This window comes from Phenylobacterium sp. GW821-FHT12F10 (genome assembly GCF_058806695.1).
Genome location: NZ_JBXAPY010000001.1, coordinates 2,073,364 through 2,091,807 on the forward strand (window position 1 = coordinate 2,073,364; position 18,444 = coordinate 2,091,807).

The window sequence follows — 18,444 nt, forward strand, 5'->3', positions numbered from 1 at the left end:
CAAACCTATCTGGAGGAGCCGCCGTGCTTTCCCTCTACCAATCCAATGGGTTGGTCCACTGGACCGACCGTGAGATCCGCCTGCGCGAGATGATGCAGGCCCACTTCGCCGCCGAGGTCGCGGCCTTCCTGACGAACGCCAACCCCGCCTGGGACATCCGCCGGACAGAGGCGCCGCAGCTGACGCCGCGCGACCTCGTCTCCGCCGCCTACGGGCCCGAGGACATCTTCTTCGTGGAGCGGCTGGCCGAGCATGACGTGCAACTGGTCCTGCGCCCGGAGACCACGCCCTCGACCTACGCCTACATGCAGCACCTGCTGAACAGCCATGGCGGGGTGAAGCTGCCGCTCTGCGTCTGGCAGGCGGGCAAGTCCTTCCGTCGCGAGCAGGACCAGGTGAGCAAGCACATGCGGCTCAAGGAGTTCTGGCAGATGGAATTCCAGTGCGCCTACACCGCCGACACCGCCAACGACTACCACGCCGCCAGCCTGGAGCCGGTGCGGCGGATGATCGAGGCCATGGTGCGCCTGCCGACCCGGATCGTGCCGTCGGACCGGCTGCCGGCCTATTCGGAGGTGACGATGGATGTGGAGGTCGACAACGGCGACAAGTGGATGGAGGTCAGCTCCATCTCGCGGCGCACCGACTTCCCGCAGCCCGCCCGTTTCGCCACCAAGGGCGGGGCGATCCGCGAGGTGGAGGTCCGCGTGCTGGAGATCGCCATCGGCCTGGACCGCTGCGTCTACAACTGGGGCGTGGCCGACGCACGGTAGGGTCGGCCCCCTCCCCTGGCCAGGCCATTTGGCCAGGGGAGTTCCCCAACGTCAGCCCTGACAAGGCGTCCGGTTTGCAGCATGGTTCGTACAAGGGAGCGGCGCCGCCAAGAGCGCCGCCCGGCGGAGGACAAAACCATGGTCTATATCCTGGGCGGCTGGCAGAGCGACTTCGCCAAGAACTGGGCGCGCCAGCAGATGGACTTCGCCGACGCCTTCGCCGAGGTGGTGGGGGAAGGCCTGGCGGCCGTCGACCTGGAACCCAAGGACATCGACACCGGCCATGTGGGCAACTTCGTCGGCGACCTGTTCGCGGGCCAGGGTTTGCTGGGCGGGTTCTTCGGCCTGGTGCATCCCGACTTCGACGGCATGCCCACCTCGCGCCACGAGGCGGCCTGCGCCTCGGGCAGCGTGGCGATCCTGGCGGCCACCGCCGAGATCGAGGCCGGCCGCTACGACACCGCCTGCGTCGTCGGGCTGGAGATGATGCGCAATGTCTCGGGCCAGCAGGCCGCCCAGAACCTGGGCGCCGCGGCCTGGGCCGGGCACGAGTTCCAGGACGCCACCTATCTGTGGCCCAAGGCCTTCTCCGACCTGGGCGAGGAGTATGATCGCCGCTGGGGGCTGAAATACGAACACCTGATGCGCATCGCGGAGATCAACTTCGCCAACGGCCGCAGGAACCCCAATGCGCAGACGCGCCAATGGGCCTTCAACGACAAGAGCTTCACCGCCGACGACGAGGCCAATCCGGTGGTCGAAGGGATGATCCGCAAGAACGACTGCGGCCAGGTGACCGATGGCTCGGCGGTGGTGTTCCTGGCGTCCGAACAGGCCGCGCGCGACTATGCCGGCAAGCGCGGCCTGCCCCTGGAAAGCCTGCCGCAGATCAAGGGCTGGGGGCACCGCTCCGCCCCCATCAGCTATGACCGCAAGGTGCGCGCCAGCGAAGGGCAACCCTATGTCTTCCCGCAGGTGAAGCGGGCGATCGACGACGCGCGGCGCCGCGCCGGGGTCTCCGACATCGCCCAGCTGGACGCGGTGGAGACCCACGACTGCTTCACCACCACCGAGTACATGGCCATCGAGCACCTGGGCCTGACCGCGCCGGGGGAGGCCTGGAAGGCGGTGGAGGACGGCTCCATCGAGATCGGCGGCCGGCTGCCCATCAACCCCTCCGGCGGCCTGATCGGCGGCGGCCACCCGGTGGGCGCCACCGGGGTGCGCATGACGCTGGACGCCTACAAGCAGGTGACCGGCACGGCCGGCGACTATCAGGTGGAGGGCGCCAAGACCGTCCAGACCCTGAACATCGGCGGCTCCACCACCACCACCGTCAGCCTCGTGGTGGGCCTGTGAGCGCCAAGCTCGATGTCATGAAGGCCCTGATCGCCGCCTGGTCCAAGGGCGACGTCGATGGGGCGCTGGCGCACATGCACGAGGACATCGTCTGGCACTACGCCGCCAGCGTCGCCCCGCCGCTCAAGGGCAAGATCAAGGCGCGAAAGTTCCTGGAGAACTTCAAGAGCCAGATCAGCGAGGTCCGCTGGCGGATGTTCGACTATGCCGAGAACGGCGACCGGCTGTTCGTGGAAGGCGTCGACGAATACCTCTCCAAGGACGGCGGCCTGGTGGCCGCCCCCTATGCCGGGGTGATCGAATTCAAGGGTGACCTGATCATCGGCTGGCGTGACTATGTCGATATCGGCGTCATGGAGGCCCAGAAGGCCGGCCACCCCCGCTCGGCCTGGGTCGACGCCCTGATCGACAGGCCGGCCCTATGAGCCACGCCCCCGAGATCCAGGCCCTGCTGGACAAGCAGGCGATCACCGAGGTCCTGGCCACCTATTGCCGCGCGGTGGACCGCGCCGACCTGCCCCTGCTGGCCGCCTGCTATCACGACGACGCCACCGAGGATCACGGCGGCACCTTCCAGGGCAGCGCGGCCGACTATATCGCCGGCATCGCGCCGATCCTGCCGCGCGGCGGGGTCATGACCCACACCACCACCAATGTCCTGATCGCCCTGGCGGGGGACACCGCCCAGGTTGAGAGCCACATCCTGGCCTTCGCCCGGCTGAAGAAGGACGGCGAGAAGTTCGACACCCTGACCCTGGCCCGGGCCGTGGATCGCTTCGAGAAGCGGGACGGGACCTGGCGCATCGCCGCCCGACGGATGGTCTGGGAGTGGAACCACGAGATGCCCATGGCCGAGACCTGGGGCCGCGGCCTGATCGCGCCCGACCCCACCGTGCTGGTGCGGGGCCGCAAGGTCCCCGACGACCTACTGTATTCGGGCTAGGACCATGGAGCTCAAGGACAGCATCGCCCTGGTCACCGGGGCCAACCGTGGCATTGGCGAGGCCTTCGTCCGCGCCCTGCTGGCCGCCGGCGCGGCCAAGGTCTATGTCGGCGCCCGCGACCCCGCCAGCGCCGCCCACCTGGCCGCCGAGGCGCCCGGACGCGCCGTCCCCCTCGAGCTGGACGTCACCCGGCCCGACCAGATCGCCGCGGCGGCCAAGGCCTGCGGCGACGTCTCGATCCTGATCAACAACGCCGGGGCCTTTCACAACCAGACCCTGATGACCGCACCGGATCTGACCGCCGCCCGTGACGAGATGGAGGTCAACTATTTCGGCCCTCTGACCCTGGCCCGCGCCTTCGCAACCATCCTGGCCAGGAACGGCGGCGGCGCGATCTGCAACGTGCTGTCCTCCGGCGGCCTAGTGGCCGTGCCGGCCATGGGCGGCTACAGCCCGTCGAAGTTCGCCGGCCGCGCGGCCACCACCTGTATCCGCGCCGAACTGGCCGGCCAGGGCACCACCGTCACCGCCCTGATCGTCGGCTCGGTGGACACCCGCATGGCCGCCCACGTGGCGGGCGCCAAGGAAGACCCAGCCGACATCGCCAAGGCGGGGCTCGCCGCCATCCGCCGCGGCATCGACGAACTGGACACCGACCGCATGGCCATAGAGGTCCGCGCCTCCCTCGCCCGCGACCCCAAGGCGCTGGAGCGCAGCATGGCCAAGATGCTCACCGCCGCCCAGGTCACCACAGGACGCTAGAGAGACCCCATGGAAATCGCCAACCTGCTGGCCCTCAACGCGGCCATCTCCATCGCCCTGTTCATCGGGCTATGGCTGTTCAGCATCCGCATCCAGGACCCCAGCTTCATCGACAGCTGGTGGCCGCTCGGCATGGTGGTGATGGCGGTCACAAGCTACGCCATCACCGGCGGTCGGGGGCCGCACGCCCTGGCGCTCACCCTGCTGTGCGCGGTCTGGGGGCTGCGGCTGGGGATCTACCTGCTCTGGCGCTGGCGCAAGCACGGCGCCGACCGCCGCTACGCCACCATGATGGGCAAGGCCAAGCTGGAACGCGGCTGGGGCTACGCCAAGGCCTCCCTGCTGCTGGTCTTCGCCCTGCAGATGCCGTTGCAGTTCGTGGTCTGCCTGCCGGTGCAGCTGGGCCAGGTCCACGCCACCACGATGCTGGGGCCGATCGCCTGGGTGGGCGTGGCCTTGGCGGTGATCGGCATCGGCTTCGAGAGCCTCGGCGACTGGCAGCTGATGAAATTCAAGGCCAACCCGGCCAACAACGGCAAGGTGCTGGACAGCGGCCTGTGGCGCTACACCCGCCATCCCAACTATTTCGGCGACGCCTGCGCCTGGTGGGGCCTCTGGCTGATCGCCGCCGACACCGGCCTGGCCGGCGCGCTCTCCATCGTCGGCCCGGTGCTGATCACCTTCCTGCTCACCAAGTGGAGCGGGGTCCCCACCGTCGAGGGCCGCATGCGCCGCAAGCGGCCCGACTACGAGGCCTATGTCGCCCGCACCTCAGGCTTCGTGCCCATGCCGCCGAAGAAGGTGGTGGGGTAACCCCTCCTCCGCTCATCGCCGCGAGAGCGGGATGAGCGGGATTAGGAGGTCAGCATGTCCCGCGGCGCCCAGACCGCGTGGGTGCCGCTGCACAGCTTGTGAGGCAGGCGGATGCGGCAGACGGGGCCGGCGGCGAGGTCCTTGGCGTCCAGCAGGACGCATTCCGAGGTCCCGGCGTTCTCGTCGGTGAGGAAGCTCACCAGATAGCCGTCGTCCTCGTCCACCGCCCCGATGCGCGGGCAGAAGGGCGCCTCGCTGGCGTAGACGCCCTCGGGCAGCATGAACTCGCTGCTCGCCCCGGTTTCCAGGTCGTGCTTCACGAAGCCGCGGAACAGGAACCAGCCCTCCTTGGCCACGGTGGAATAGGCGTAGCGGTACTTCCGCCCGGCATAGCGGGCGTTGATCATGCCGAATTCCAGGATGCGGTCGTCGAGGTGGCCCTCGGTGGTCTCGCCGGTCTTCAGGTTGAAGCGCCAGCGGTGCAGCTTGGGCTTGAACCGGTATTCGTCCAGATAGGCCATCATGTGCTCGAAGCCGGGGGGCGCGTCCTTGTTCGGCTCCGGGGTCGGGTCTTCCTGGAAGTAGCCGTCCAGCACGATTTCGTCGCCCTCCTCATAGGCGTTCAGCCAGTGCAGGACATAGGTCGGGGCGGCCTCGAACCAGCGGATCTCGCCGCCGTGGCGCGGGACGATGGCGAAGCGCGAGGGGATCCCCTCGTGCAGCCGCACCGCGTGAATGTTCCGCTCCAGCAGCTTGGCGTCCCAGAACACCGGCAGGTCGTTGAGGATCGAATAGTGCTCGGTGAAGGCCATGTCGTGCGGCAGGCGCGGGCCCGGCAGCGGGATCGGCATATAGGTCTTCAGCCGGTTGTCGGGTCCCACCACGCCATAGTGCATGTAGGGGGCGTGCTTTGAGTAGTTGAAGAACATCAGCTCGCCGGTGGCCTCGTCCACCTTGGGGTGGGCGCTGATGCCGTCGATGGGCACCCAGCTCTCCAGGCCCTCCTGATCCAGGGTCAGGGGATCGAGGCGATAGCCCTCCCCGCACTGATAGAAGGTCGAGAGCGCCTTGCCGGCATGGACCACGATGTCAGTGGAGGACGAGTCCTTCAGGAAGCCGTGGGCGCCCCAGCCCGGCCGCTTGGCCAGCTGGACCGGATCGGCGAGGCCGCCCCATAGGGAGGCGGCGGCCTCCTGCTCGGCCTCGAAGCCGCGGGTGCGCACGAAGCGGTTGCGGTAGCTGGCCTGGCCGTCGCGGAACTCGATCTGGTGGATCATCCCGTCGCCGTCGAAGGGATGGAAGCGGCCCAGCGGCTGCTGCACCTGGTTCTCGGTGTTGCGCAGATAGACCCCGTCCAGGTCGGTGGGGATGGCGCCGGAGATCACCTCCAGGTCGGTGGCGTTGACCTCCTCGTGCAGTGGCGTCCAGGCCCCATTGAGATAGGGGTGGTTGCTGGGCAGCAGGCTGGTGACGACGGGCGGAAGCCGTTCGACCTTCATGGAGACGCGTCCTCGGTGGCGGCCCTTCTGAAACCGGGGCCATGGACGCACCCTAGCGGGGCGCCGGCCCTGGACAAGGGCGCCGCCCGCACCAAGAGGCGCAGGTCGGACTTTTCCGGACTCTATTTCACGTCCGGGTGCGACAAAATGGACCGGGCCGCGCGCGCCCGAGGGTCCATTTCGTTAACGAATCTTTCAGCGCAAATCACCCCGCGCCGGCAGCTTGAATCAAGCGCAACCCCTTATGAGTCTAGGGCTGCAGTCACGCCGCCCCCGGCGCGCCCGGCTAGACTCTTGTGAGGCGTCCGGGGGACTCTTGGTGAATCTAGTTTAAGGAACGGCGACAGTATTCCCGCGATTCATGACTCTTAAAGTTCCGCGTAACGATTCAAGAACCCTGTCTCACTACAAAGGCCTCAGAGCAAAAATGCTCCCGCTCACCAAAACGGTGAACGAAACCTAAAAGTGGGGTTATCCAGATGCCGAATAGCGTCAACACCAATGTCGGGGCCATGGTCGCCCTGCAGAACCTGAACCAGACCAGCTCGGAACTGATGACGGTTCAAAACCGCATCAACACCGGCAAGAAGATCGCTTCCGCCAAGGACAACGGCGCCATCTGGGCCATCGCCCAGAACCAGCGTGCGACCTCCGGCTCCCTGAACGCGGTCAAGGACTCCCTGCAACGCTCGCAATCGACCGTCGATGTCGCCATCGCCGGCGGTGAAGCCGTTTCCGATCTGCTCCTGCAGATGAAGGAAAAGACCCTCGCCGCTTCCGACTCCAGCCTCGACACCGCCTCGCGGACCGCCCTGAACGAAGACTTCATGGCCCTGCGCGACCAGATCGCCAAGTCGGTCACCAACGCGACCTTCAACGGCGTGAACATGATCCAGGCCTCGGGCACCACGATCGCCGCCCTGGCCAACGACGACGGCACCTCGAAGATCACGGTCCAGACGCAGGATCTGTCCCTCACCGGCATCGGTCTGACGACCGGTTCCTCGATCGGCACCCAGACCGCGGCGAGCAACATGATCGCCACGATCGGCACCGCCATCGGCACGGTTTCGACCGCTCTGTCGAAGCTGGGTACGGGCTCCAAGGCCCTGGCCTCGCACCTGACCTTCGTCGGTAAGCTGCAGGACTCGATCGACGCCGGTGTGGGTAACCTCGTCGACGCCGACCTGGCCAAGGAAAGCGCCCGCCTGACCTCGCTGCAGACCAAGCAGCAGCTCGGCGTCCAGGCGCTCTCGATCGCCAACAGCTCGTCCTCGGGCCTGCTCAGCCTCTTCCGCTAAGCGCCCAACTAGCTCCAGTACGCGTACAGAGGGGAAGGTTCCGCCACGGCGGGGCCTTCCCTTTTCTGTTTGGGGCCCTCGCCCCATGAAAGCGCTTTCACCCTTTCCAGACCTCGCCGTCTCGCGCTAGATAGGACGCAAGACATACAATTTATCCGCACAAGAAAGTTGCGGATCGGCGAGGGACGACATGGGCGGCGACATCCTTCTCCTGGCGGCCGGCGACGTGGCCCCCGACCGGGACGATCCCTCCGAGTGCTTCGCCCTGGCGGCCGAGACCCTGCGCCAGGCCGACATCGCCTTCTGCCAGCTCGAGTGCAACCTCACCGAGGGCGGCTCGCGCCTGCCCCAGGCCCGCCACACCCACCGCTCCAACGCCAAGGCGGCCCAGGCCATGAAGGCCGCCGGGTTCAATCTGGTCTCCTTCGCCGGCAACCACTGCATGGACTGGGGCAGGGAAGGCTTCTTCGACACCCTCGCCAACCTGAAGGCCGCCGAGCTGGCGGTGGTGGGGGTCGGGGCCAATATCGACGAGGCCCGCGCGCCGGTCATCCAGGAGATCAACGGAACCCGGGTCGCCACCCTGGCCTATTCCTCCATCCTGCCGATGAGCTACTGGGCCGAGGCCGACCGCCCCGGCTGCGCGCCCCTGCGGGCCCACACCATCTATGAGCAGATCGAGCACGACCAGCCGGGCACCTCGGCCCGGGTCCACACCTATGCCCACCGCGGCGACCTGGCGGCCCTGCTCGACGACATCGCCAGGGCCAAGGCCCAGGCCCAGGTGGTGGTGGTCTCCCTGCACTGGGGCATCCACTTCGTTCCCGCCGTCCTGGCCGACTACCAGCGGGAGGTGGCCCACGCGGCCATCGAGGCCGGCGCCGACCTGATCCTGGGCCACCACGCCCATATCCTCAAAGGGATCGAGGTCTATCGCGGCAAGGCGATCTTCTATTCGCTGAGCAACTTCGCCGTGGACCTGCGGATGACGCCCGAACACGCGGCCAGCAAGGGGTTCAAGGAGATCCAGGTGCTGGCGCCCGGCTGGGAGCCCGACTTCGACAGCCTGTACAACTTCCCCCCCGACGCCCGCATGACCCTGATCGCCAAGGCGGTGATCCGCGACGGGGCGATCGCGGAGGTGGGCTTCCTGCCGGCCTTCATCAACCGCCAGGCCCAGCCCGAAGTGCTGAAGGCCGCCGATCCGCGCTTCGCCCAGGTGGTGGACTATGTCCGCGCCATCGGGACGGCGGTGGACCTCGACACCCCCCTCGTCGCCCGCGGCGACGAGGTCCTCATCCAGATCTCCTAGGGGAGCCGACCGCGATGAAACGCGCCGTGCCGTTGGAGGTCATCACCCTCCTCTACCTGCTGTTCTATATTCCCAACATCATCCTCACCAAGCACATGGCCACCTCGCCCGACGCGGTGCTGGGGCGGCCGCTGACGGGGCTGGAGATCCTGCCGGCCTCGCTGATCCTGTCGGGCGCGGCGACGATCCTGTGGATCTGGTTCGCCGGCTGGTGGAAGTCGGCCAACCAGGTGCGGGTGGGGCCGCTGTCGGTCCCCTTCCCCACCAGGTGGACGATGCTCTCGGGCCTCTGCACGGCCTTCGTGCTGTTCACCGTGCCCCTGTCCTATACCTTCCAGGGGGTCTCGATCCCCTACATCCAGCTGCTGATGCGCGGCGACGTCCTGCTGATCGCGCCGGTGGTGGATCTGGTCTCCGGGCGAAAGGTGCGCTGGTGGTCCTGGGCGGCCCTGGCGCTCGTGGCGCTGGGCCTGTTCATCACCATCAACGCCCGGGGCGGCCTGAAACTGCCGCCGCTGGCGATCGCCACGGTCGTCGCCTACACGGTGGGCTACTTCGGGCGTCTGGCGATCATGACCAAGGTGTCGAAGACCGGGGCGGCGGGCTCGGTGAAGAGCTACTTCGTCGAGGAGAAGATCATCGGCATCCCGGTGGCCATCGCCGTCCTGGCGGCCATCTCGTGGTTCGGCCTGGGGAACCAGGGCGGCCAGCTCGGCTGGGGCTTCGTGGATGTCTGGACCAGCGACAAGCTGCTGCCCATCGCCCTGCTGGGCCTGACCCTGTTCGTGGTCTCGGTGTTCTCGATCCTGATCCTGCTCGATCCGCGCGAGAACACCTTCTGCGTGCCCCTGGAGCGCTCGGCGAGCCTGCTGGCCGGGGTGGTGGCCTCCTATGTGCTGGCCTTCACCCTGGGCCTGCCCAAGCCGACGACGGCCGAGCTGATCGGATCGGGCCTGCTGATCGGGGCCATCGTCCTGCTGTCGGTGGCCCCGCGGCTGGCGGCGCGGCGGGCCATGGCCCTGGCCGAGGCCTAGGCCGTGCTGACCCGCATCGTCGCGCGGCACGTGGCGGGATCGAGGTTCGAGGACCTTCCCCCCGAGGCGGTGACGGCGGCGCGGCGGTCGCTGCTGGACGCGGTCGCGGTCACCCTGGCGGCCAGCGGGCTCGGCGAGGGCTGCGGCCCCTTCATCGACCTGGCCCGGGAGGCCGGCGGCCGGCCCGAGGCCACCGTGCTGGGGGCCGGGTTCAGGGCGCCGCTGGCCGCCGCCGTCCTGGCCAATGGCGCCATGGCCCACGCGCTGGACTTCGAGGACGCCCTGGACGGGGCGCCGGTCCATCCCAACGCCGCCTCCACCCCCGTGGCCCTGGCCCTGGCGGAGACCCTGCCCGGCGTGACCGGGCGAGACCTGATCACGGCGCTGGCGGTGGGTTGCGACCTCACCTGCCGGCTGGGCCTGGCCCTTAAGGTGAACCCCGACGACTACGGCTTCTATCCCCCGCCGATCCTCTCGGCCTTCGGGGCGGTCGCCACGGCGGGCAAGCTGCTGGGCCTGGACGAGCGCGGCCTGCTCGACGCCTTCGCCCTGGCGCTGAACCAGGCCGTGGCCAGCGCGGAGTTCAAGGGGGAGCCGGCCTCGGTTATCCGCGCCGTCCGCGACGCCTTCCCGGCCCAGGCGGCCCTGCAATCGGCCCTGCTGGCCGCCAAGGGCGTCCGCGGGTTCGATACGGCGCTGGAGGGCAAGGCCGGCCTCTTCGCCCTCTATGCGCGGGGCGCCTACGATCCAGAGGTCATCACCGACCGGCTGGGGACGCGGTTCCACGGCGCCGGGCTCAGCCTCAAGCCCTGGCCAAGCTGCCGGGGAACCCACGCCTTCATCGAGGCGGCCCTGACGCTCAGCGCGCGGCACGGCCTGCAGCCCGGCGACATCGCCGCCCTGATCGCCACCGGCGGCCCGGTCCAGGTGATGCTGGTGGAGCCCGCCGCCCAGAAGCAGGCGCCGGCCACCGCCATCGACGCCAAGTTCTCCATCCCCTTCACCGTGGCCGCCGCCCTGGTGCGCGGCGAGATCAACCTGGAGACCTTCTCGGCGGGCTCCCTGGCCGATCCCGAGGTCCTGGCCCTGGCCCGCAGGGTCAGCTTCGTCCAGGCGCCGGGCGGCGACATGCGCACGGGGGCCTCGGGAAGCCTGGAGATCCGGATGACGGATGGGCGCTCATTCCATCTGGCCGTGCCCGAACCCCTGGGAGCGCCCAGCAATCCGATGACCGAGGCGGCCCTCATCGCGAAGTTCATCGCCTGCGCGGGCCATGCGGAACGGCCCGTGGCCGATGCGGCGGGGTTGGCGGCACGACTGCTGGCGGCGGACGAGGAGCCGGACTTGAAGGGGCTGATCGGAAGCCTGGCGGGTTAGCCGCTCTTCCTGACCACCAGTTCGAAGCCCACATCGACGATGGGGTCGGCGACCCGTTCGCCGCGGGCCCGCTGCAGCAGGAAGCTTACGGCCTGGCGGCCGATGGCCCGGCCGTCGATGCGCACCGTCGTCAGGGCGGGGTTCACGTCGGCGGAGAAGTCGAGGTCGCCGAAGCCGATCACCGCCAGGTCGCCAGGCACGTCCAGGCCGCGGCTCTGGGCCTCGGCGATGACGCCATAGGCGGTCCAGTCCGACGAACAGACCACGACGTCGGGCCGCGCCCCGCCCTCCCAGGCCTGGGCGAAGCTCCAGCGCCCCTGGCCCACGGTGGTGACGCCCGCGAAGTTCAGAACCGCCGGGTCGGGCCGCCCGTTCTGGCGCAGGGCCTCGGTGAAGCCCGCCTGACGGGTGGCGGCCCGCGCGCCGGTGGCGGAGATCAGCAGGGGCGTCCTCCAGCCCTTGTCGATGACGCGGGAGGCCACCGCGCGGCCGACGGCGTCGTGGGAGAAGCCCACCACCATGTCGATGGGATCGGCCGGCAGGTCCCAGGTCTCGATGATCGGGGTGTTCTGGGCCACCAGCCGCTGGCGCATGGCCGGGTCGGTGATGGAGCCGGTGAGGATCACCCCGTCGGGACGACGCCCGAGCACGGCCGAGAGCTGGCGCTCGACATGCTCGTCGGCGGCGCCCGTCAGGCCCAGCATGACGCTGTAGCCGGCGACCGCCAACTCGTCGGTCATGGCCTGGATGGTGGCGGCGAAGATCGACTGTTCGATGGTGGGCGCCAGGGCCGCCACGAGGCGGGAGCGGCTGGAGGCCAGGCCGCCGGCCACCAGGTTGGGCGTGTAGCCCAGGGTCTGGACCGCGACCCGGATGCGCTCAGCGGTGGCGGCGGAAAGCTTCTCCGGCGCGTTGAAGAACCGCGACACGGTGGCGCCGGAAACCCCCGCCAGCCGGGCCACTTCCGCCAGGGTCGGCGGGGCGTCTTCGGCGCGGCGGACGAGGCGGAGAGGTGGCGTCACGCCGGTGAGGTTGGGGCAAAAGTCCTTGGATCGCAACGATGAACGCGCTTACATTTGCGCGTTGACATTGTACGTCAGACATACAATCAATCCTCCAAACGGCGCCAAGAGCGTCCGATCCCTGGGGAGGATTATCGATGTCGGGACTGAAGATGCGCGGCTGTTATCTGGCCGGAGCGGCGCTGGGCGCCCTGATGACGTTCGGCGCGGGCCAGGCCAGCGCCCAGGACGCCGAACTCACCGAAGTCGTGGTCACCGGCAGCCGCATCCGCGGCGTCGAGGCGGTCGGCTCCAACGTCGTGGCCATCAGCCAGGAAAAGATCGTCCAGAGCGGCACGTCCTCGGCCGCCGACCTGCTGCGCAAGGTGCCGCAGGTGGTGGGCCTGGGCCCCTCGGCCACCGCCTCGACGGCGCAGAACGGGGCGGCCAACGCCACCCGTGGCTCCGGGGTCAACCTGCGGGGCGTGGGCGTCAACGCCACCCTGCTGCTGCTGAACGGCAAGCGCTTCCCGGCGGCGGGGACGCAGGGCCAGTTCACCGATCCCTCCGTCATCCCCTTCCTGGCCCTGGAGCGGGTCGAGGTGGTGCCGGACGGCGCCTCGGCCATCTACGGCTCCGACGCCGTGGCCGGGGTGGTCAACCTGCTGATCCGCAAGAATTTCGACGGGGCCCAGACCAACGCCCGGATCTCCTCGGCCGACGGCTACGAGAGCCACCAGATCAGCCAGCTGCTGGGCAAGAGCTGGGACAGCGGCAATGCGATGATCGCCTTCGAGCACACCTACAACACCCCGCTCAAGGCCACCGACCGCGACTTCTACACCTCCGACCTGCGCGCGCGGGGCGGTCGCGACCTGCGGGCCAACCAGTGCAATCCGGGCAACATCATCATCAGTGGCGTGACCTACGCGATCCCGGCCGGCGGGGTGACGGCGGCCAACGCGGCGTCCCTCGTGCCCGCCACCAACCTCTGCGACAACCTGAAGTACAACTACATCATCCCCGAACAGCAGAAGAACAGCGTGGTCCTGTCGGCGCGCCAGGACATCAACGACAGCATCAGCCTGTTCACCGAGGGCTTCTATTCCAAGCGCCAGGTGGTGAACCGCAACATCATCACCTCGTCCCTGACGGTGCCCGCCACCAATCCCTTCTATGTCCGCCCGCCCGGCGCCCCGGCGGGGACCTCGGAGTCGGTGAACTACTCGTTCTTCAAGGACTTCGGGTACAACTACGTCTCGTCGGGTTCGTCCTCGGGCGAGCTGACGGCCGGCGCCGAGATCAAGCTGCCCGGCGCGTGGAAGGCCCAGGCCTTCGCCAGCTACGGCCGTTCCGACGACCTCAACAAGCAGCGCTCCAACTACTACGCCGCCGGCGGGGTCGCGGCCCTGGCCGACACCAATCCGGCCACGGCGCTCAACGTGTTCGGCGGGGCCAACAACCCGGCCACCATCGCCAAGGTCTCCAGCGGCCAGTTCATCATCCAGGCCCGCACCGGCCTGAAGACCTACAATGTGCAGGCCGACGGCCCGTTGTTCACGGCGCCCGGCGGCAAGGTCCGGCTGGCGGTGGGGGCGGAGTACCGCGAGGAGCAGCTGGTCACCAACCTGTTCGGCGGCGCCCCGGGACCGGCCACCACCACGGCCTATTCCAACGTCACCCGCAACATCGGGGCGGCCTTCGCCGAGCTCTACGTGCCCCTGGTGGGCCCGGAGATGAACCTGCCCCTGGTGCAGAGGCTCGATCTGTCCCTGGCCGGCCGCTACGAGGACTATTCGGACGTCGGGACCACCAAGAACCCGAAGATCGGCCTGACCTGGGAACTGATGGACGGGGTCAGCTTCCGCGGCAGCTACGGCAAGTCCTTCCGCGCGCCCAGCCTGGCGGAGAACAGCCCGATCGGCGGCGGGGCGGGCCTCTACGGCGACACCCTGCCCGATCCGTCCTCCCCCACCGGCACCAGCCAGGGCATCGGCATCGCCGGCGGCAACCCGAACCTGCAGCCCGAGACCGCCAAGACCTGGTCCTTCGGCGTCGACCTGCGCCCCGAGGCCATCCCCGGCTTCCACGCCAACGTCACCTATTTCAAGGTCGACTACGAGAACCAGATCGTCGCCCTGCGCGGCACGGCGGGCCTGCTCTCCCTGCCCTTCTATTCGCAGTTCCTGATCCGAAACCCGACCCCGGCCCAGATCGCGGCCCTGCAGGCGCAGTACGTCACCAACACGCCGATCAATGTCGCCCTGGTGAAGTACATCCAGGACGGCCGCCGCCATAACCTGGGCACCAACATCATCCGCGGCTTCGACTTCGACGTCGGCTACGACTGGACCACCAGCTTCGGCGATCTGGAGGCCAGCGTCAGCGGCGAGTACTTCACCAAGTTCGACCTGTCGCCGGCCCCAGGCGCGCCGATCAGCCCGGTGGTGGACACCATCAACTATCCGCCGGAACTGCGCATGCGCGGCGAGCTGGCCTGGCGCAACGACGCCTGGAGCGCCCGCACCGCGGTCAATTTCGTCGGGGCCTACAAGAACAACACCGTCACCCCGGCCAAGAAGGTGGACGCCTACACCACCGTCGACCTGCACCTGGGCTACGACCTGAGCCGGCGCGGCGGCTGGTTCGACGGGATGAGGGTGGCCTTCGACGCCCAGAACCTGTTCGACCGCGACCCGCCCTTCGTGGACATCTCGGGCGGCTACGACCCGCAGATGACCAATCCCATCGGCCGCCTGGTGGGGATCTCCCTCGACAAGCGCTGGTAGGTCCCAAGGACCGGAGCGGCCGCCCCGCTCCGGTCCGCCACGTTCTGGAGCACGCCATGGCCGCCCCGCGCCTTTCCCTCGCCGCCTGCGCCCTGGCGCTGGGCCTGGCCGCCCCGGCCCTGGCCCGGGCCGCCGACTGTGGCGACCTGAAGGGGCTGAAGCTCAAGGACGTGGAGATCACCGCGGCCACGGCGGTGGCGCCGGCCCCCACCTGGAGCCCCCCGCAGCAGCGCAGCTACAACGCCGTCGTCTCCACCCCGTTCTGCCGGGTCGAGGGGACGATCGAGGGCGGGATCGGCTTCGAGCTGTGGCTGCCGGCGCCCGACCGCTGGACCGGGCGTTTCCTGGGCGCGGGCGTGGGCGGCGACGCCGGCATCTACAACTACTCGGATCTGGCTCGCGGGGTGGAGCGGGGCTACGCCGCGGCCACCACCGATTCCGGCCACAAGATCACCGAGCCGCACTGGATGCTCGATCCTGTGAAGGTGGAGAACTACGCCCACCGCGCCGAGCACCTGATGACGGTGACGGGCAAGGCCATCGCGGCGGCCTATTACGGCAAGCCCACGGCGCACGCCTATTTCATCGGCTGTTCGGGCGGCGGGCGGCAAGCCCTGAAGGAGCTGCAGTCCTATCCCGACGACTATGACGGCATCGTCGCCGGCGCCCCCGGCCCCTACATGATGATCCAGTCGGCCCGCTTCATGGCCATCGCGGTGGAGGAGATGCGCCGCCCGACGGCGGCCCTCACCGACGCGGACTGGGACCTGGTGACGACGCGGGCGGTCAGCGACTGCGACGCCAGGGACGGCGTGGTCGATGGCGTGGTGGAGCAGCCGCTCGCCTGCCGGTTCGACCTGGACGCCCTGACATGCGGGAAGCTCGCCGGGCGATGCCTGACGCCGGCCCAGATCGCCATGGTGCGCTGGATCTACGCGCCCCTGAAGGACAGCGCGGGACGCGATCTGGACTCCGGCCTGGTCCCCGGGGTGCGGACGCGGCCGGGACCGCCCTCCCCCCTGCTGCGGGCCATGTTCGCCGACGGGGCGCACCGGGACGTCGACTGGGACGCCATGACCTTCGACGTCACCAGGGATCTGGACCTGGTGCGCCAGACCATGCCGACCCTGGCCGCCGACCAGACCGACCTCACCGGCTTCAAGGCGCGCGGCGGCAAGTTCATCCTCTATCAGGGCTGGATGGACCCCTCGATCGGGGCCAGGCAGTCGCTGGACTATTACGGCCGGGTGCGGGCCCGGATGGGGGCCAAGGCGGCTGACAGCTTCACCCGCCTGTTCCTGGCACCGGGCGTGCTCCATTGCGGCGGCGGGGCGGGTCCGGACCTGTTCGGCGGCTCGGGGCGACCGGCGCCGATCGACGATCCCGACCATGACCTGCTGGCGGCCATCGTCGCCTGGGTGGAGCAGGATCGCGCGCCCGAGCGGATCGTGGCCTCCAAGGTCGTGGGCGAGAAGGTGGTGCGGACCCGTCCGCTCTGCGCCTGGCCCAGGGTCGCGCGCTACAAGGGAACCGGCGGCGCCGACGAGGCGGCGAACTTCACATGCGCAAAGGCCTGATCTTCGTCACCGCCCTGGCCGCCCTGCTGGCCACCCGAGCGCCCGCCGCGCCCCGCCATGAGACCGGGACCCTGCCCAATGGGGCGACCTATCTCATCGATGTTCCGGAGGGCTGGAACGGGACCCTGCTGCTGTTCAGCCACGGCTATGCGCGCGGCCCCGCCAACCCGGCCCAGAACGCGCCGGGCGAGGCCGTGAGGCCCCTGTTGCTGGCCAGGGGCTACGCCCTGGCCGGATCGTCCTACGCCAGCACCGGCTGGGCGGTGGAGGACGCCGTCCCCGACCAGATCGCCACCCTGGACGCCTTCGCCACGCGGATCGGCAAACCCAAGCACACCCTGGCCTGGGGGTCCTCCATGGGCGGCCTGACCACCGCGGCCCTGATCGAGCGGCATCCGGAACGGTTCGACGGGGCCCTGCCGATGTGCGGTTCGGCGGGCGGGGCGATCCCGATGATGAACGGAGCCTTCGACGCTGCCTTCGCCTTCAAGACCCTGCTGGCGCCGGACCTGAGACTGGTGGGCGGGGTCGATGACCGCGCGGTGGCCGAGCGGGCGGGCGCCGTGGTCGCCCAGGCGCGCCAGACGCCTCAGGGGCGGGCGCGGCTTGCCCTGGTGGCCGCCCTGGCCCAACTGCCCGGGGCGACCCTGGACGACCAGCTCAAGAGCTTCGTGATGGGGGTCTTCTTCCCGCGCGCCGACCAGGAGCGCCGGGCCGGCGGGGTGTTCTCCTGGAACACCGGCGTGGACTATCGCCGGCAGCTGAGGGCGACGGGCGCGCGGGCCGAGGTCGCCAGGGCCTATGCCGCGGCGGGGCTGGACCTGGACCAGGACCTGGCCGCCGTGAACGCCGCCCCCCGCCAGGCGGCCGATCCGCGGGCGGTGGCCTATCTGACCGCCCACTACGTCCCCACCGGCGCCCTGACCCGGCCGGTCCTGACCCTGCACACCACCGACGATCCCCTGACCGTCTCGGCCAACGAGGGCTCCTACGCCGCCAAGGTGGCGGCCCGGGGCAAGGGGAGGCTGCTGCGCCAGGTCTTTGTGGCCCGCACCGGCCACTGCGCCTTCCAGCCCGAGGAGCTGGCGGCGGCGGTGGATATCCTGGCGCAGCGGGTGGAGACCGGGCGCTGGGCGCCCCTGCCCCGCGCGCCCTTCGTGGCCTTCAAGCCGGGACGGCTGCTCCGGCCCTGATCAGGCCCAGGACCTCGTCGGTGGGCCGCACGTCGCCGAAGCTGCGGTAGACATTGTAGAGGGCGGCGTTGTGATCCTGGTCGCGGCGCGCCGCATTGCCGTCAGCGACCATGATGACCCGCAGGCCCAAGGTGCTGGCGTCGCGGGCGGTGGACTCGCAGCAGATGTTGGTCAGGGTGCCGGTCACCAGCACGGTGTCGATCCCCCGCGCCGCCAGCAGCGGCGGCAGGGTCGAGCGGCCGGGGAAGAAGGCGCTGGTGGCCGACTTCTCGGCCAGGACGTCGCCCTCGTGGACCTGGAACTCGTGCCAGAGCCGCTCGGCCAGGCTCCCCGCCCCGCCGCTGGCCGCGTACATCGCCGCGACCCGCTCGCCATAGAATGCGGTGGAGGCCGGCGTCGGGGCGCTGTTGGTGGGCAGCACCCAGGCCACCGTCCCGCCGGCCGCCCTCAGGGCGTCGGCGATGGCGCGGATATTGGGGACGATGCCGCGGGTGTAGGGCAGCTCGTTCAGGAAGAAGGGCACCATGTCGATGACCAGCAGGGCGGTCTGTTCCGCGGTGATCTGCTCATAGGCGTGGCGGCGTCCCCGGCGGTCTTCCTGACGCGCGTATTCACGGGGCTCGATGTGCCAGTCGTGCAGCAAGGCTTCCATGGTCGTCGCTCCCTGACGAGGAGCAGACATGATTCGCCGCCGCGCGAACAGAGCGGGA

At 69.4% G+C, this 18,444-nt stretch carries 16 protein-coding genes; 13 read left to right on the forward strand and 3 right to left on the reverse strand.

Annotated elements, in window-relative coordinates; all coding sequences use genetic code 11:
* Positions 1-23: 23 nt before the first annotated feature.
* The 6 genes from AC1RN5_RS10415 to AC1RN5_RS10440 all read left to right on the forward strand — a co-directional run bounded on the left by AC1RN5_RS10415 (position 24) and on the right by AC1RN5_RS10440 (position 4,651).
* The gene (locus AC1RN5_RS10415) at positions 24-773 is read left to right on the forward strand and encodes an aminoacyl--tRNA ligase-related protein (protein ID WP_493041083.1); all 750 of its coding nucleotides are present in this window, start codon (positions 24-26) and stop codon (positions 771-773) included.
* A gap of 138 nt (positions 774-911) precedes the next feature.
* The gene (locus AC1RN5_RS10420; protein ID WP_493041086.1) at positions 912-2,132 is read left to right on the forward strand and encodes an acetyl-CoA acetyltransferase; all 1,221 of its coding nucleotides are present in this window, start codon (positions 912-914) and stop codon (positions 2,130-2,132) included.
* Complete coding sequence (locus AC1RN5_RS10425) at positions 2,129-2,557, forward strand: nuclear transport factor 2 family protein (RefSeq protein WP_493041088.1); 429 nt, start codon at positions 2,129-2,131, stop codon at positions 2,555-2,557. Before AC1RN5_RS10420 ends, AC1RN5_RS10425 begins: the two co-directional genes overlap by 4 nt.
* Positions 2,554-3,075 (forward strand): nuclear transport factor 2 family protein, encoded by a 522-nt coding sequence (locus AC1RN5_RS10430; protein WP_493041089.1) that lies wholly within the window; start codon positions 2,554-2,556, stop codon positions 3,073-3,075. Before AC1RN5_RS10425 ends, AC1RN5_RS10430 begins: the two co-directional genes overlap by 4 nt.
* 4 nt (positions 3,076-3,079) lie before the next feature.
* Entirely contained in the window at positions 3,080-3,838 is a 759-nt protein-coding gene (locus AC1RN5_RS10435) for an SDR family oxidoreductase (protein ID WP_493041090.1), read from the forward strand.
* A gap of 9 nt (positions 3,839-3,847) precedes the next feature.
* A complete protein-coding gene (locus AC1RN5_RS10440; protein WP_493041091.1) occupies positions 3,848-4,651 on the forward strand; it encodes a DUF1295 domain-containing protein in 804 nt (267 codons plus the stop codon).
* Between the two features lie 41 nt (positions 4,652-4,692).
* Here AC1RN5_RS10440 and AC1RN5_RS10445 read toward each other — a convergent pair whose 3' ends face one another.
* Entirely contained in the window at positions 4,693-6,150 is a 1,458-nt protein-coding gene (locus tag AC1RN5_RS10445; RefSeq protein WP_493041092.1) for a carotenoid oxygenase family protein, read from the reverse strand.
* Between the two features lie 479 nt (positions 6,151-6,629).
* Here AC1RN5_RS10445 and AC1RN5_RS10450 point away from each other — a divergent pair, with 479 nt between their 5' ends.
* The 4 genes from AC1RN5_RS10450 (at position 6,630) to AC1RN5_RS10465 (ending at position 11,174) form a co-directional block, all read left to right on the forward strand.
* The gene (locus AC1RN5_RS10450; protein ID WP_493041093.1) at positions 6,630-7,451 is read left to right on the forward strand and encodes a flagellin; all 822 of its coding nucleotides are present in this window, start codon (positions 6,630-6,632) and stop codon (positions 7,449-7,451) included.
* A gap of 190 nt (positions 7,452-7,641) precedes the next feature.
* Complete coding sequence (locus tag AC1RN5_RS10455; protein WP_493041094.1) at positions 7,642-8,763, forward strand: CapA family protein; 1,122 nt, start codon at positions 7,642-7,644, stop codon at positions 8,761-8,763.
* A 14-nt stretch (positions 8,764-8,777) separates the two neighbouring features.
* On the forward strand, positions 8,778-9,797 hold the full coding sequence (locus AC1RN5_RS10460; RefSeq protein WP_493041095.1) for a hypothetical protein: 1,020 nt from the start codon (positions 8,778-8,780) through the stop codon (positions 9,795-9,797).
* A 3-nt stretch (positions 9,798-9,800) separates the two neighbouring features.
* Complete coding sequence (locus AC1RN5_RS10465; protein WP_493041096.1) at positions 9,801-11,174, forward strand: MmgE/PrpD family protein; 1,374 nt, start codon at positions 9,801-9,803, stop codon at positions 11,172-11,174.
* Here the strand turns inward: AC1RN5_RS10465 and AC1RN5_RS10470 are convergent.
* Entirely contained in the window at positions 11,171-12,196 is a 1,026-nt protein-coding gene (locus AC1RN5_RS10470; RefSeq protein ID WP_493041097.1) for a LacI family DNA-binding transcriptional regulator, read from the reverse strand. The genes AC1RN5_RS10465 and AC1RN5_RS10470 overlap by 4 nt on opposite strands.
* Positions 12,197-12,333: 137 nt before the next feature.
* Here AC1RN5_RS10470 and AC1RN5_RS10475 point away from each other — a divergent pair, with 137 nt between their 5' ends.
* Genes AC1RN5_RS10475 through AC1RN5_RS10485 form a run of 3 tightly spaced genes read left to right on the forward strand, consistent with a single transcriptional unit; the run spans position 12,334 to position 17,734 of the window.
* Entirely contained in the window at positions 12,334-14,964 is a 2,631-nt protein-coding gene (locus AC1RN5_RS10475) for a TonB-dependent receptor plug domain-containing protein (protein WP_493041098.1), read from the forward strand.
* A gap of 56 nt (positions 14,965-15,020) precedes the next feature.
* Positions 15,021-16,541, forward strand: a complete 1,521-nt coding sequence (locus tag AC1RN5_RS10480) for a tannase/feruloyl esterase family alpha/beta hydrolase (protein WP_493041099.1) — start codon at positions 15,021-15,023, stop codon at positions 16,539-16,541.
* A complete protein-coding gene (locus AC1RN5_RS10485) occupies positions 16,526-17,734 on the forward strand; it encodes a DUF6351 family protein (RefSeq protein WP_493041100.1) in 1,209 nt (402 codons plus the stop codon). Before AC1RN5_RS10480 ends, AC1RN5_RS10485 begins: the two co-directional genes overlap by 16 nt.
* Here AC1RN5_RS10485 and AC1RN5_RS10490 read toward each other — a convergent pair.
* Positions 17,706-18,386, reverse strand: a complete 681-nt coding sequence (locus tag AC1RN5_RS10490; RefSeq protein WP_493041101.1) for an isochorismatase family protein — start codon at positions 18,384-18,386, stop codon at positions 17,706-17,708. The two genes, AC1RN5_RS10485 and AC1RN5_RS10490, sit on opposite strands and share 29 nt — an antisense overlap.
* Positions 18,387-18,444 lie beyond the last annotated feature (58 nt).